The 14,068-nt window shown below is 71.4% G+C and carries 11 protein-coding genes and 1 pseudogene; 2 read left to right on the top strand and 10 right to left on the bottom strand.

Annotated features, from left to right (window positions below):
• Nucleotides 1-390 precede the first annotated feature (390 nt).
• A pseudogene (locus ACGF8B_RS30875) lies at nt 391-644 on the top strand (oxidoreductase); the annotation flags it as partial.
• 153 nt (nt 645-797) lie between these two features.
• Here ACGF8B_RS30875 and ACGF8B_RS30870 read toward each other — a convergent pair.
• From ACGF8B_RS30870 to ACGF8B_RS30825, 10 genes are all read right to left on the bottom strand, one after another.
• On the bottom strand, nt 798-1,256 hold the full coding sequence (locus ACGF8B_RS30870) for a hypothetical protein (protein WP_392745186.1): 459 nt from the start codon (nt 1,254-1,256) through the stop codon (nt 798-800).
• A gap of 168 nt (nt 1,257-1,424) precedes the next feature.
• Entirely contained in the window at nt 1,425-2,546 is a 1,122-nt protein-coding gene (locus ACGF8B_RS30865) for a Gfo/Idh/MocA family protein (protein WP_392745185.1), read from the bottom strand.
• A complete protein-coding gene (locus tag ACGF8B_RS30860) occupies nt 2,546-3,340 on the bottom strand; it encodes a sugar phosphate isomerase/epimerase family protein (protein ID WP_392745183.1) in 795 nt (264 codons plus the stop codon). The genes ACGF8B_RS30865 and ACGF8B_RS30860 overlap by 1 nt, the downstream gene beginning before the upstream one ends.
• Nucleotides 3,341-3,600: 260 nt before the next feature.
• Nucleotides 3,601-3,930: an alpha-galactosidase gene (locus ACGF8B_RS30855; RefSeq protein ID WP_392745181.1), complete on the bottom strand. Its 330-nt coding sequence runs from the start codon at nt 3,928-3,930 to the stop codon at nt 3,601-3,603.
• Between the two features lie 267 nt (nt 3,931-4,197).
• On the bottom strand, nt 4,198-6,156 hold the full coding sequence (locus ACGF8B_RS30850; protein ID WP_392745180.1) for a DUF2264 domain-containing protein: 1,959 nt from the start codon (nt 6,154-6,156) through the stop codon (nt 4,198-4,200).
• Entirely contained in the window at nt 6,153-7,121 is a 969-nt protein-coding gene (locus tag ACGF8B_RS30845) for a family 43 glycosylhydrolase (RefSeq protein ID WP_392745178.1), read from the bottom strand. The genes ACGF8B_RS30850 and ACGF8B_RS30845 overlap by 4 nt, the downstream gene beginning before the upstream one ends.
• Nucleotides 7,118-8,995, bottom strand: coding sequence for a hypothetical protein (locus ACGF8B_RS30840; protein ID WP_392745177.1), 1,878 nt, complete (start codon nt 8,993-8,995; stop codon nt 7,118-7,120). The genes ACGF8B_RS30845 and ACGF8B_RS30840 overlap by 4 nt, the downstream gene beginning before the upstream one ends.
• Nucleotides 8,992-10,653, bottom strand: a complete 1,662-nt coding sequence (locus ACGF8B_RS30835) for an extracellular solute-binding protein (protein WP_392745175.1) — start codon at nt 10,651-10,653, stop codon at nt 8,992-8,994. The genes ACGF8B_RS30840 and ACGF8B_RS30835 overlap by 4 nt, the downstream gene beginning before the upstream one ends.
• Nucleotides 10,654-10,706: 53 nt before the next feature.
• Nucleotides 10,707-11,594 (bottom strand): carbohydrate ABC transporter permease, encoded by an 888-nt coding sequence (locus ACGF8B_RS30830; protein WP_392745173.1) that lies wholly within the window; start codon nt 11,592-11,594, stop codon nt 10,707-10,709.
• The gene (locus ACGF8B_RS30825; RefSeq protein ID WP_392745172.1) at nt 11,591-12,574 is read right to left on the bottom strand and encodes an ABC transporter permease; all 984 of its coding nucleotides are present in this window, start codon (nt 12,572-12,574) and stop codon (nt 11,591-11,593) included. Before ACGF8B_RS30825 ends, ACGF8B_RS30830 begins: the two co-directional genes overlap by 4 nt.
• A gap of 188 nt (nt 12,575-12,762) precedes the next feature.
• On the opposite strand from ACGF8B_RS30825, the gene ACGF8B_RS30820 reads away from it, so the two are divergent.
• A complete protein-coding gene (locus ACGF8B_RS30820) occupies nt 12,763-13,848 on the top strand; it encodes a substrate-binding domain-containing protein (RefSeq protein WP_392745171.1) in 1,086 nt (361 codons plus the stop codon).
• The last annotated feature ends 220 nt before the right edge of the window (nt 13,849-14,068 follow it).

Here is a 14,068-nt window from a genome sequence, read left to right as displayed (position 1 = left end):
CAGACACGTTGAAGAGGCCCAACCCGAGTGGGCAGGCCCCCTCCGACGACCACGCACATGGCCGCAGCCGTCGCGGTCGCGGTCGCGACCGCGACCGCGCCATCCTGGTTCGGGTGGAGCTTGCCGGAATTCGTGTTCAGCCGCGTCTCATAGGTGTTGGGGGGACGACGAGCTCGTGGGCGGAGTGTTCCCCCGAGCGCTTGATCCGCCAGGCGGGTGCCCGTCGTGATGGTGCGGCGGTCCACACCGACCCGCGAACCGGCACAACACGCGTGGGCCCGTGCCGGGGTTCACCGGGTGAGCCGCGCTGAATCAGCTCAGCATGTTGCGCCGGATCAGTGTGCTGCTGAGCCCGGTGGCCGCCGCCCGCACTCGCGTCGCGAACCGGCCGCGGTGCGGGCCATCTGCGAAGGTCTGCGGCAGGAGGCGGGTCCGGCCCTTCGGGTCACCACCGTCCGGCCGGTCCGATCGCCACCGATTCTGCCGAGGCGTCCAGTAACGACCGGATGCGCGGCGACATCACGCGCATGCGGGACGAGGTCGCCATCGCCCCCGTGGCGATGGCGCGGGCCATCGCCTGGGCGATCGACCAGCCTGCCGACGTGGACGTGAACGAGGTCGTGATCCGGCCCACTGCGCAGACGTGGTCGGCGGCGGCGGGCAACGGTTCACGGGCGACCTCATGGAGCAGATGTCCTGAACCCTCGGAGTCCGGGGCCCGCGGCGCCACCGCCGCTGCGCACGATTGGGCCGCTGAACGCCGGACGGCCGCCGCACGACTGCTGCTCGACGGGGTCTCAGTCGTCGGCTATCTGGAGGGCCAGCACGAAGTGTTCACCGTTCGTCCCTGCGAGCAGGCTGTCGAACAGCGGGGTGAGTCCGTTCACGGCGCCGCAGCCGACGTCGTGGTTGGTCCACCAGCCGGCCTCCGGTCCGAGCAGGGACACCACCCGGGCCGCCGCGTGTTCGGCGGTCCCGGCGGGCAGGTGCCGGTGGCTCGGCCAGACCAGGTCGACGGCCGCGACCCGGGCCAGGAACGGGGCGGCACCGTGCGTCTCCAGCGGCTCCAGAGCGGCGCAGATTTCCGGAGCGGACGGCGGGGTGTATCCGGTCAGGAAGCGCTGCCAGGGCTCGTCCGCCGCTACCGCGGCCAGCAGCCCGCGGATCCGGGCCGCCAGCTCCGGCAGATCGGGGTCGGGCTCGGTGAACCGCCCGGCCCGCACGTACACCCTCATCGGCGTGGACAGCGCCGCCATACTCGTTTCCAGTCCGGCCAAGCCCTCCAAAGACGCCACAGTGGGATTCTGCCGCACGCCATCGCGCGCTCCTCACTCCGCCCACCGCCCGCTCCCGAAGCCGTTCACCGGTCGAGCCGCCGGACGGTGGCCGTGGCCCGCGCCGGCGGGCGGCGCGGGCCGTGCGGCTCAGAGGGTGGCCGCGTACGGGTCGCGGTCCGGCGGGACCAGCGGGACGGCTCCGGCCCGGCTGCCGATGTGTTCCGTTTCGCCGGTGACGACGGACCGGTCGATGGCGGTGAGAACGTCCAGGACGTGGTAGCCGAGGTCTCCGGTGGCGATGTGCGGCTCGCCGGTGCGGATGGCCCGGGCCATGTCCAGTACCCCCAGTCCGCGGCCCGATCCGGTGCCGACGGACCCGGCCGTCTCCCACTGTGCGGCGCCGTCCGCGGAGTGTCCCCGGGTGATCCGCACGTCCCCGGCGAACGTGTTGGGGTCGGGTACGACCAGGGTGCCCTCCGTCCCGGTGATCTCCACGACCCCGCTGCGGACCAGGTGGGAGTCGAAACTGTAGACGCTCTGGCTGCTCGCCCCGCTCTCGAACGTGGCGAGTGCCGAGACATGGGTGGGGACGGCGACGGCGAACTCCGTACCGGCGCGGGCGCCCGTCCTGATGGTGCGGATCCCGCGACCGGTGGAGCCCACGGCGGACACCCGGGTCACGGAGCCGAGCAGGGTGACCAGCATCGTCAGGTAGTAGGGGCCCATGTCGAACAGCGGGCCGGCTCCCTCGGCGAAGAGGAACTCCGGGTCGGGGTGCCAGGCGTCGGGGCCGGGGGTCTGCATGAAGGTCTGCGCCGACAGCACGGCGCCGATGTCCCCGCGGGCGATCACCCGGCGCGCCGTCTGCACACCCGGACCGAGGACGGTGTCGGGAGCGACTCCCACCCGCAGTCCGGCCGCCGCCGCCCGGTCGAGGAGCGTACGTGCTTCGAGCGGGTGGACGGCGAGGGGCTTCTCCGACCACACATGTCTGCCCGCTTCGAGGGCCGCCGTGCTGACGTCGGCGTGAGCGGCGGGAACGGTCAGGTTGACGACCAGTTCCACGCCGTCGTGGGCGAGTACGTCCTCCGCGCTCCCCCACGCACCGACACCGTGCCGCCGGGCCTGGGCCTCGGCACGGTCGAGGGCGACATCGCCGACGATCCGCACGTCCGTGTCGGGGAACCGGCCGAGCGTGGCGAGGTACTGCTCGCTGATGTTGCCGGCGCCGATGATGCCGACACCGACCGGACCGGTACGGGGACTCATCAGACGATTCCCTTCTCGTTGAGGTACGCCACGGAGTCCGCCACGCCCTCGAACATGTCGCCGGCGTAGTGGTCGAACTCCACGACCGCCCACGCGGTGTCGGGAGCGGCGGCCAGGGCGGCGGCCACCGGTATCTCGCCCTGCCCCGCCGGCACCTGCCGGGTCAGCGCCACGTCGAACGGGGCGCCGGACGTGTGCGGGTCGTCGATGACGGCGCCGTCCTTGATGTGCAGCGCACGCACCCGGGGGCCGAGCCGGCGCAGCAGCCCGACCGCGTCCCTGCCGCCGGCCGAGGCCCAGTACACGTCCACCTCCAGCCCCACTTCGGCGTCCAGCCGCTCCACGAAGCGGTCGTAGGCGTTCACACCGTCGACGGTGGGGGTGAACTCCTGCGAGTGGTTGTGGTAGCCGACGCTCAGCCCGTGGCCGACGGCGACGGCGGCCGCTTCGTTCAGGAGCGACGCGGTCCTGTCGATCTCCCGCGCCCCGGCCCATCGGACGGCGGGCACCATCGGCTCGAACACCGTCTCCAGACCCAGCACTTGGGCCGCGTCGAACGTTCGCCGCAGTGTGTCCGGGCTCTGGCCGGGGGAAGCGATGGCGGCGTGCCCCGTGCGTGCGGCCAGCCCGTGCCGGGCGAGGGCGTCCGCGAGTTCCCGTGGACGGTGGACGAAGTCGAACACTTCGACGTTGCGCAGCCCGATCTCCGCGAGGCGGGCCAGGGTGCCGTCCTCGTCGGCGTGGAGCGCGTCGCGCACGGAGTAGAGCTGGAGTGACAACCGGGATGTGGGCATTCGGCGTCCCTTCGGGTTCAACGGTGGGTTGCGGGCCGGACGGTGACCGGCCCGGCCGGTGGCGTGCAAGTGGCGGATCCGCACATGACGGGGCGGCGGGTCCGCCGGGTCGGCGGGGTCCGGCAGCGCGTGCGGGGTTCCGGGCCGGAGCTCTTCGGCTCCGGGTGGGGGCGTTTTCGCCGCCGGCCCGTTGGCGTCACGCGGTCGTGTCCGTCGCGGCGTCCACGGCCGTGACATCGAACAGGGCGCGACCACGCCGGTCAGCCGCAGGCTGTCGTCCCACGGGTCCTCCCGTACGAGCCGCCCGGTGCACAGCGGGCCGCGGCAGGCGCGGTACAGCGCGAACCACTCCCGTGTTCCCGCTCGTCGGCCGCCCGCACGTCCCACTCGACGCCCATGTGTCCGAAGAGGGCGGTCGCCGCCCGGAACGACAGGTCGTGGGTGCGGGCGGTGGTGTGGGAGCGGGGCGGGGCGATGTGGGTGCCAGGGAGTTCGAGCGGTTCGAGCTGGGTGGTCCAGCGGTTGATCCGCCGGCGGGCCAGGGGGTCGCCGCAGTCCGCCGGCCGGACCCCCTGGGTACGTTCGAGCACGCCCGGCTCGATGCGCGATCCGCCGGACGAGCACGATTCGATCTCCAGCACCGGGACGCGGCGGCGCGGTTGGTGGCGTCATCGAGGCCGCCGAGGGGAGTACCCCAGTGGACGTTCTTCAGGAGGCGGCCGTCGCCGAATTCGACGACGGCGCTCACCGTCCCGGCGCGCAGGTGGACGATCGAGGCGGTCGGTTCGGAGCGCATGATGCCTTCCGTACGGTCTGTCCCGGTCTGCGATCGGCCGGGGTGCGGGGTCGCGTCGGGGTCATACCCCGGGAAGGCGTCCGTCCCAGGGGACGAAGGCCGCGAGATCGACGGATTTCCGGATGCCGTCGGGCCGGGTCACCGTCACGAGGGTCCCGTCGACACGCACGGCGGGTGGTTCGGGCGGGGCTGCCGTGGCGGTACGGGTGAGGGTGTGCAGGCTCACCAGTACGGTGTCGCCGGCGCGGGCGGAGGCGAAGAGGGCCGGGACGGCGGCGCAGGGGCCCAGTGCGTCGGCGTCCCGGTAGCCGAACGTGCGGGCGTCGTCGTAGCCGTGGAGACCGGTGACGCGTGCGGTGAGGCCCCCGGTGGTCGTCACGGTCGCCGACGGGACGTCCGGGTCGGCTTGCGCGGTCGGCGGTACGTCGTCGGCGACGGCCCAGCCGCCCTCGCGGACCGTCCGTCCGCCCGGCGAGCGCACGAGGTGGGCGCGTACCTCGTGTTCGCCGTCCGGCAGCGAGACGGAGACGACCGCGCAGCCGGGCAGTTGCCGTCCGTCGATCTGAGGCAGGTGCACCGACCCCGCGATCGTGCCGTCGACCCGCATCGCCCTGATCGCCCCGCGGCGGCTGGCCCGGCCGTCGGCATCGACGAGGGCGAGGTGGGAGTCGATGTTCTCCTGCCAGGCGGCACCGGTACCGGGGGCGGTGTGGGAGGAGAACGCCAGCTTGGCGTAGTGCGGGTCGTCGGGGTCCGGGCGGGTCGGTTCGACGGGGATCTCACAGTGGTCGCTGCCGTGGTTGGTGAGCCGGACTATGCCGTCCCGCTGTGTGGTGAGCAGCCAGCCGAGCGAGGGCATCGCGTGGGTCCCGCGGTCGGTCTCGGTGGGCTGTGGCTCCTCCGCGGCCGTCCACACCGGGGCGTCCGGGGCGAGGGCGAGACCGAGGAAACCGATCCCGGCCAGGTAGGCCGACCCGAAGCCGCTGTAGCTCTGTGCGATCGGCTCGTAGGGCCGGTACCAGCCCAGGTCGAGGGGGCGGTCGATGCCTACGCCGTGGGCGACGAACCGGGCGAGGACCCCGGAGGCGAGGCGTCGTGTGGCGCCCGGCCGGAGCGGGTTGACGCCGGAGATCTCCGCGCACCACAGGGCGGCGAGCGCGGCGGTGCGGTAGCTGAGCGACCGTCCCATGTGCAGCATCGACCCGTCGGGGGCGACGGTCCGCGCCCAGGAGGTGACGAACGCGCCGAGGCGTTCGAGGTGGCGGTCGCCCTCGGGGGTGGTGACCCGGTCCGTCATCCGGTACCAGGCCCACAGGTAGGGGTGGATGGCCCAGGCATTGTAGTAGTCGATGGCGTGCTCGGGGCCATCGGTGTACCAGCCCTGCTCCAGGTACCAGGACTCGACGCGGCGCACGTTGCGTTCGCCGGTGCAGCCGGAGGTGTCCTCCCCCACCGACCGCAGGAACGCCTCGGCCATCGCGGGGAAGAGCTGCCAGTTGTTGTGCCACACCTCCAGGCGGGCGTGGTGCCTGAGCCAGTCGGCGACGCGGTGGCGCTCGGGCGCGGTGAACCGGTCCCAGAGGCGGTCGCGGCTGACGTACAGGCCGAACGCGATGTTCGCGGCCTCGACGATGGAGTTGGTGACGCCGGTGACGGGTGCGCGGCAGGTGACGCCGCGCGGCCACGCCTCGGGGCCTTCCGGCTCGGTGCCGGCGAGCAGGGCGCGGGCGTAGCGCTCGGCGAGCGGTTCCGCGGTCCTCTCGTCGGTGCCGGTGAGCAGGGGTGCGGCGAGGAGGAAGGAGCGGCCGACGGTCTCCATGCTCTCGCGGCGTTCGCCGTCCGGGGTGACCCGGCCGGGCAGCCGCGGCAGGGCTCCGCCGGGGCTGTCGTGGCGTCGGACGTGGTCGAGCCAGCGCAGGCCGGTGGTCTCCCAGTGGGTGCGGGTCCAGCCGGTGAGCGGCGAGCGGGCGTGGTCGTGGGGTGGCAGGGCGAAGGGGGGCGGGGGCGGTGCCCCGGTCATGTGGCGGTGCTCCGGTGCGGGCGGGCCGGTCCGTCCTGCCCGGAGATGTTGCCGGTCGTGGTGTCGATGCTCCACCGCCCGCTCCATTCCAGGTGTGCCCGGCCGCCGCCGATGTGCAGCGGCAGCCAGACGGGGGGCGAGTCGGCCAGCCGGTCCGGCAGCCACCGGTCGCCGAGGTAGACGTGGCTGGTGCGTTCGGTGCCGTGCACCGTCGCGATCGCGCTGATCTGCGAGTCGTGGGTCGCCGAGCCCTCGGGGGCGAACAGCCGCCAGGGTTCCCAGGGGCCGGTGAGCGCGGGGGCGGTCGTGTACCGGTTGTCGTTGGTCGTCCAGCCCGTGAGGTCGGAGCCGAACAGGTAGTAGGTGCCGTCCACGCGTACCAGGGCGGGTGATTCGTAGCCGTGCCGTCCGTGGTCCGCGAGGGTCGTCGACACGAGGGAGTCCACAGCGAAGTAGTCGTCGGTGAGCCGGTAGATGTGCAGCCCGTGGTCACGGTCCTCGGACAGCAGGTAGCCGGCGCCGTCCTCGGTGTGTACTCCGATGTCGCGGCTGAGCCGGCCGAGCGGCCGCGCGCTGCCCCGGTACTCGTACGGTCCGGCGGGACGGTCTCCGACGGCGAAGCCGACCCGGGCGTCGGTGTAGTCCGCGGAGTCGATGTGCAGGAACATCACGTACCGGCCGGTGGCCGCGTGGTGCAGCACCTTCGGCCGCTCGACCACCCGGTCGGGGGCGAGGTCGCCCGTCCCGGCGGTCAGGGAGTCTCCTTCGTACCGCCAGGTGGCCAGGTCGGGCGACGAGTAGCAGGCGATCGCCGCGAAGGTGCCGCCGTGGCGCTTGTCCTCGCCCCAGGCCCAGAAGCGGTCGCCGAGGCGCAGTATTCCGATGCCGTGGAGTTGTGCGGTCCGGCCGTGCTGGTCGTGGAAGAGCCGTCCGGGTTCGATCGCACCGGTTGCCGTGTGGTTCATGCCGCCTCCGCTCGTTCGATGCGCAGTACGTGCCCTGCGCGGGCGGCCGGTTCCCGCTGGACGAGGAGGGTGCGGTACACCCGGTCGCCCCACACCCGCCGGAGTCTGTCGTCGTCCAGGTCGATCGCCTCGGTGCGGACCTCGAAGTTCTGGGTGTCGGCCCGCAGCAGGGCGGCTTCGACCCGGAGGCCCCGCGGGTGCGGGACGGGCGGATGTGCCGTCATGAGGACGAGGGTCATCGTGCGGGGTGCCTCGAAGGTCCAGTCGTCGCGGAGCAGTACGGCGCCCCGCCCGCGGTCGAGCTCGACGGACCGCTCGCAGCGCACCAGTGCGCTCTCCGGCGGGTAGGCGGGGGCCAGGTCCATCCGCAGCCGGGCCACGGTGCCGTCGTCCCCGAAGGTGACGTCCTTCGCCCGGAACTCCTTGCCGTGCCGCTGCTCGACGCCGTCGGGCAGCGGCACGTTGTGCCAGGGGCTGCGCATCGTCCAGATCGTGTAGCGGGTGTCGGGCTGGAAGGTCTCGCGGCGGTAGACGCCCACGCCGACGTCGATGAGTACCGGCTCGCCGTCCAGGGAGACGATGACACCGCCGGCGTCGTTGTGGTTGTGGCTCACATCGTTGTGGCCGCCCTTCGCGGCGGCGAACAGGCCGGTGGCGGACGCCCCGTGCTCCCGTACGACCGCGATCTCGGTGCCGGGCAGATACCGCGAGGCAGGCATGCCCGGTGCCGCCTCTCCCGCCGACGCCCAGCCCGGGGACCGGAGTTCGGCGAGGGTCCTTCGGAACAGGGGCGCGAGCTGGCCGTCGAACCGCAGGGGGTGGCGGCGTCCCATCCACCGCGCGTGGCGCACGGCGCCCTGGTCACCGGCACGGGCCGCGAACCGGGCCAGCAGGTGCCAGTTGGCGTTCTCCGGCAGCGCGGGCGAGCCGTCGGAGTAGTTGACCTGTGTGTCGGGGCCGATCTGCATGTCCACCGGGAACGATGCCATCGCCGCGACCGGGGGCACGGTGAAGCCGTCGAAGGCGCCGTCGGTGATCTCCTCCAGCAGGTCCAGGGCCTCGAAGAGGGTCGCGCCGGCCCACCACCAGTACGTGGCGCCCTCGTCGCAGCTCCCGTCCTCGTCGTAGCCGGCGCGGAACCGGTCGAGGATCACCAGCGCACGCTCGACGGTCCGCTCCAGCCGGTCCCGGTCCGGCTCGGTCACCGCCGCGCACACCAGGACGTTCGACACGATCCAGGGGGCCCAGTTGTTCGGCGGCGCGTCGACGCCGTGCCAGAAGTACGTCTCGCTCTCCCAGGGGCCGAGTACACGCCTCCGGATCTCGTGGTGGACGCGGCCGCGGATCCCGGGGAAGAGCCCCTCCAGGCGTGCCCCCGCGAAGGCGTCCACCGAGGCGAGCAGCGCGCCGGTGTAGGCGTCGGCGAGGTCGAGGACGTCACGGCCGGGCTCCGGGAGGAAGGGGCGGTGCCCCGTCTCGGGGAGCGCGTAGTGGGAGGGCAGGCACCAGGCGGACAGTTCGCACAGGCGCCAGACGGCGTCGCCGAGCGCGACGGCGTCCTCGTCCCTGTCGTCCGCCGCCAGCAGCAGTGCCGTGGAGGCGAGATGTCCGAGAAGGGCGTGCTCGGTCCGTTCGTGGGGGCGGCGGTCGCCGTTCCGGCTGTAGGCCGCCCAGGCGCTGAGACTCGGCACGTTCCGTGCCGCCCTGTCGCGCCAGTCGGCCGCGGCGCGGGCCAGCTCCGCGCGGTCGCGCTCGCCGAGGTGTGCCCAGCCGTGGCGGTCGCCCACCGGCGGTGCCGGGGACCACGCCCGGACGCGCAGCGCGGCCCGCGCGTCCGGGGTGAGCCGGGAGAGGAAGGAAGGTGCGGAGGTCATGTGCGGCTTCCCTGCCTGTCGAGCTGTTGCGTGTACTCCCTGCGGACGGTGTTCCCGACGGCGGATTTCCAGGAGGAGATCGCGGACCGTACCGCGTTCAGGTCCGCGCGCCCGAGGATGTAGCTGTTGACGGTGTCGTTGAGGGTGCTCGTCGCCGAGCCCGAGCGTGAGGCGGCCGGCGAGTAGAGCCCCTGGACGGGGTTCTCGACCAGCATGTCCTGGGTGGCGACCTGCCAGGCGTGGGAGCGCCGGAGCTGTTCGTCGATCCGAATGGGGTTGGTCAGCACCTGGGGGCCCTCGGTGACGCGGAAGAGACCGCTGGGTTCGACCGTCGTCCGGCCCGCCCTGGTGAGTTCCACGTCGTCGCCGTCGCGGGTGAAGTGGACGCCTTCCTTGCCGTTGCGGATCTTGAAGTACTCCTGGGAACCGTAGGGAGCGGCAAGGTAGTCGAGGATGCCGAGCTGTTCCTCGATCTTCTTCCGGTCCGCCTTCCTGAAGGCGGTGAAGCCGAAGCTCGACGTGCCCTGGTAGTTGGCGCCCTTGCCGCCGTCCGAGCCGAACGGGACGACGGCGCCCAGCACCACGCCCCTGGGCAGGGTCGTGTCCAGCAGCGAGGAGATTCCGTCCATGTGCATCAGGACGGTCCCGTTGGCCAGGTAGGTCTTGGCCTGCGAGTTCTCCAGACTGGGCGTGTCCGGGTGGTAGTAGCCGGCCGCGCGGAGCTTCTTGATGTAGCTGATGGTCCGGATCCACTCGTCCGTCTCGTACTTGTTGACGAGCCTGCCCCCGTCGAGCTTCCAGCCGTTCGGTACGCCGAACACGGCGCCGATGATGTCGAAGCCCCACTCGACGCCGTTGGCGCCGCCCTGCCCGCAGATCGCGTACCGGTTGGCCCTGGCGTCGGTGACCTCCTTGCACAGCGCGGTGAAGTCGGCCTCGTTCTTCGGTGCGGGTTCCTGCCCGGTGAGTTCCCCGATGATGTCCGGGCGGCAGACGAGGATGCTGCCGAACGGCGGGCGCGGCTCGGGTACTCCGTAGATGCGGCCGTTGACGCGGGCGCTCGCCCACGAGGCCTCGGGGAGGTTGGCCAGGTTGGGGTACTTCCTGACCTTGTCGCCCGACAGGTGCTCGGACAGGTCCTGGAACTTCGCGTCCAGCAGCTGCGGGTATCCCTGCGGCGGCGCGAAGGTGAGGAACTGCACCAGGTCCGGCAGGTCGCCGCCGGCCGTCATCGTCGCGAACTTGGACGCGTAGGAGTCCCCCGGCACGAGCTGGATGTCGAAGGTGGTGTTCACCTGCTCGCCCATGTACGACAGGTAGCTGTTGGCCGCGGGCGGCGGGGAATAGTACGTGACGACGAACGCCGAGGTCTTCCCGCCGGAACCCGGTCTCCCCGTCACCGACTGGAAGAGCGCGCTCTCGGCGGGTGAGCGGTAGTACACCGGCTGCACGGTGCCGTTGCCCTTGAGGTCGGGGACGGGCCCCTCGGTGATGGGGACGTAGGCGGGCAGCTTCGCGATGTCGGTGGACACCGCGGTGCCCGCACCGGAGCCCGAGCAGCCGGCGAGCGCCTGCCCCGTGCCGAGGGCGGCGAGCCCGAGGGCCGCGCCTCTGAGCAGGTTGCGCCGGCTCGGTCCGGGCGAGGTGGAACGGTTCATCGTGCGTCTCCTTCGACGTGTACCGGTGATGTGCGCGCCCGGGCGGTGCTGTCTCAGCCCTTCACGGCGCCGGTGAGGACGCCCTTGGTGAGATGGCGTTGCACAAGGGGGTAGGCCAGCAGAATCGGGACGATCGCGATCAGCACCACGGCCATCTGCACGGACTGCGCGGGTGGGGCCGTCCGGTCACCGCCGGAGTCGACGAGGGCCGAGCCCTGGAGAACGTAGGTCCGCAGCACCAGTTGCAGGGGCCACTTCGTGCTGTCGTTCAGATAGATCAGGGCGTTGAAGAAGGCGTTCCAGTAGCTCACCGCGTAGAACAGGCCGACCACGGCGACCACCGCGCGGGACAGCGGCAGGCTGACGTTCCACAGGATGCGGAACTCCCCCGCGCCGTCGATCTTCGCGCTGTCGATGAGTTCCTGCGGGATCCCCATCATGAAGCCGCGGACGACGATCATGTTGAACACGCTGAAGGCGGTGGGCAGTACGAGTGCCCAGTAGCTGTCCAGCAGGCCGAGTTCCTTCACCGCCAGATACAGCGGGATCATCCCGGGCGTGAAGAGGAACGTGACGAGGACGAAGGTCAGCAGCGGCCGCTGGAGGAGCGCGCCGCGGCGGCTCAGCGCGTACGCCGCGAGCACGGTCGTCGTCAGGCTGATCGCCGTGCCGACCAGGGTGACCAGCGTCGACACCACGACGGCCCGGGTGACGACGCCGCCCTCGAAGACCTGGGTGTACGCGTCGAGCGTGAAGGAGTCGGGCCAGAGCACGAATCCGCCGGCTTCGGTGATGGACTCGCTGTCGGACACGCTGGTCGAGAAGACGATCAGAAAGGGGAAGAGGACCACGGCCAGCGCCAGCACTACCGCGAGTGCTTTCAGCGCGAGTGCGACGGGCTTCGGCTTGCCCTGCCAGGCGGGGCGGACGATGGTGCTCATGACCGTGAATACACTCCTTGTTCGCCGAGGCGGTGCGCGGCCTTGTTCGCCGCGAGTACGAGGAGTAATCCGACGGCTCCCTTGATCAGGCCGACCGCGATGCCCACGCTCCAGTTGCCGTCGATCACGCCGTGGAAGTACACGTAGGTGTCGAGTACTTCCGCCGTGTCGGCGCCCACGGCGTTGCGCTGGAGCAGGATCTGCTCGAATCCGACGTTGAGTGCCTCGCCGAGCCGCAGGATCAGCAGGAGGACGATGACCGGCCGGATCCCGGGGAGTGTGATGTGCCAGAAGCGCCGCCATGTTCCGGCGCCGTCGATGGCCGCCGCCTCGTACAGGGAGTCGTCGATCGCCGCGAGCGCGGCGAGGAAGATGATCGCTCCCCAGCCCGCGTCCTTCCAGACGACCTGCGCGGTGAGCAGGAGCTTGAAGGTGGAGGGGTCGGACATCACATCGATCGTCGTCAGGTCGAGCTGCCGCAGCGTCTGGTTGAGTACGCCGCCCGAGCCGAGGGACTGCTGGAAGAAGCCGACGACGATGACCCATGACAGGAAGTGCGGCAGGTACAGCACCGACTGCACCGCTGCCCGCAGCCACGGCCAGGTGAGCGAGTGGATCAGCAGGGCGAGGGCGATGGGCACCGGGAAGTACAGCACGATCTGCAGGAACGTGATCTGCAGGGTGTTCACCGTCGCCCGCCAGAACGCCGGGTCCTCGAAGAGCACCTGGAAGTTGTGGAGGCCGACCCAGGGGCTGTCGCCGACGGACATGTACGGCTGGTAGTCCATGAACGCGATGACGTTGCCCAGCAACGGCAGGTACATGAACAACAACAGCAGCAGGACCGCGGGCATCACCATGAACAGCAGCGGGCTGTCACGACGCAGCCGCGCGACGAACGGCGTCTTCCGTGTCGCCTTCACTTTCCCGGACGGTCTGCTCCCCGCGGCTGGAGCAGATGCTTCGAGCGTCGTGCCCATGTGGCTCCTTCGCCTCTGACGGACGTGGCTCCACGCACTGTTGCGGTGGGCGGAGTCGGGATGGGCCGGCTGTCCGTACAGCGGCCGGCCGGTGCTCGTCGCGAGCGGTCTGGTCATCCTGAGTTGGCCCTACGATGACGGTCAAGTGTGAGCGATCATCCGAACATCAATCAAACATTGGGGCGACGATGCACCTGCACCCACGCCACGACCGCATCCTGGCGGAGCTGCGCATCCACGGCAGTCTGCTGGTGACCGACTTCGCGGCACGCGAGAACGTCTCCGCCATGACGGTCCGTCGCGACCTGACCGAACTCGCCGATCGCGGGCTGCTGCGGCGCGTGCACGGCGGCGCGGTGACGGTGGAGACCGACCCCACCGGTGGGATGGTCTCCCGGCCGGTCCCTCGGACGGTCGCCGACGACGGCCGTGCGCTGTACACGCTCGGCCTGATCGTTCCCGACCCCGGCTACTACTACCCGAACATCGTCGGCGGCGTGGTGGAGCGGACGACCGCGCTGGGCGGACGCGTGGTGCTGCGGGTGTCCGGTTACGACGCGGACCACGAGCGGCAGCAGATCGAGAGCCTGATCGCCGGCGGGGTCGACGGTCTGCTCGTCACCACGACCGTCGCGGACGCCTACCGGACGTTCGAACGACTGGAGGCGGCGCCGATGCCGGTCATCGCGGTGGAGCGGGCCGTGGCCGAGGCGCCCGTCGGCTACACCCTGGAGTCCGTGCGCAGCGACCACGACGCCGGTGCCGCGACGGCCGTCCGTCATCTGGCGGGCCTCGGCCACCGGCGAATCGGCGTCGCCACCTTCGACACCCCGACGACCGGTCAGCTCTTCAGCGGTCACCGGCGGACCGTGCGGCATCTGGGGCTGGCCGACGACGCGCCGGTGGAGATCATCGACGACACCTCCGGCATCGCCAGGCAGACCGGCGCCTTCCTGGACCGCTGCCGTGCCACCGGCACCACGGCGGTGCTGGTGCACTCCGACCACTACGCGCTCGACTTCGTCGCCACGGCCATGGACCTGGGTGTCTCGATCCCCGGCGACCTCTCCGTCGTGGCCTACGACGACGAGGTCGCGAAGCTCGCGGCGGTGCCGTTGACGGCGGTGGCACCGCCGAAACACGATGTCGGCCGGTTCGCCGCGACCGCCTGTTTCGAACGGATCTCGGCGGCGGGACAGCGGCCCTTCGCCCAACGGCACATCACCCTCGCCCCGACGCTGACCGTGCGGGACTCGTCCGCGCCGCCGCGCTGAACTCCGGCCGCCGCATGTTCGTTTGATGAGCGATCGCTCTGCGGATCTTGACATCGAACATGGCCAGGGGCTGGCATGGACAGCGCTGCTCACCGTCCGCCGGAGGTCTCCCTCCGACGGGCCCCGCGAACGAGGTGACGAGGGCGGTGCCCGGCCGTTCTCGGCTGCCGGTCGAGCCGTCGTCCGGGTGCCGGCGTGTTCATGAGCGCCGTGAGCGGCC

The organism is Streptomyces sp. NPDC047917, assembly GCF_043204345.1.
GTDB classification, from domain to species: domain Bacteria; phylum Actinomycetota; class Actinomycetes; order Streptomycetales; family Streptomycetaceae; genus Streptomyces; species Streptomyces sanglieri.
This window is presented reverse-complemented; position numbering and strand designations above follow the sequence as displayed.

Bases quoted from the DNA above. Each gene is read 5' to 3' on its own strand.
- ACGF8B_RS30870 (WP_392745186.1), bottom strand. From the start codon at position 1,256: ATGGCGGCGCTGTCCACGCCGATGAGGGTGTACGTGCGGGCCGGGCGG.
- ACGF8B_RS30865 (WP_392745185.1), bottom strand. From the start codon at position 2,546: ATGAGTCCCCGTACCGGTCCGGTCGGTGTCGGCATCATCGGCGCCGGC.
- ACGF8B_RS30860 (WP_392745183.1), bottom strand. From the start codon at position 3,340: ATGCCCACATCCCGGTTGTCACTCCAGCTCTACTCCGTGCGCGACGCG.
- ACGF8B_RS30850 (WP_392745180.1), bottom strand. From the start codon at position 6,156: ATGACCGGGGCACCGCCCCCGCCCCCCTTCGCCCTGCCACCCCACGAC.
- ACGF8B_RS30845 (WP_392745178.1), bottom strand. From the start codon at position 7,121: ATGAACCACACGGCAACCGGTGCGATCGAACCCGGACGGCTCTTCCAC.
- ACGF8B_RS30840 (WP_392745177.1), bottom strand. From the start codon at position 8,995: ATGACCTCCGCACCTTCCTTCCTCTCCCGGCTCACCCCGGACGCGCGG.
- ACGF8B_RS30835 (WP_392745175.1), bottom strand. From the start codon at position 10,653: ATGAACCGTTCCACCTCGCCCGGACCGAGCCGGCGCAACCTGCTCAGA.
- ACGF8B_RS30830 (WP_392745173.1), bottom strand. From the start codon at position 11,594: ATGAGCACCATCGTCCGCCCCGCCTGGCAGGGCAAGCCGAAGCCCGTC.
- ACGF8B_RS30825 (WP_392745172.1), bottom strand. From the start codon at position 12,574: ATGGGCACGACGCTCGAAGCATCTGCTCCAGCCGCGGGGAGCAGACCG.
- ACGF8B_RS30820 (WP_392745171.1), top strand. From the start codon at position 12,763: ATGCACCTGCACCCACGCCACGACCGCATCCTGGCGGAGCTGCGCATC.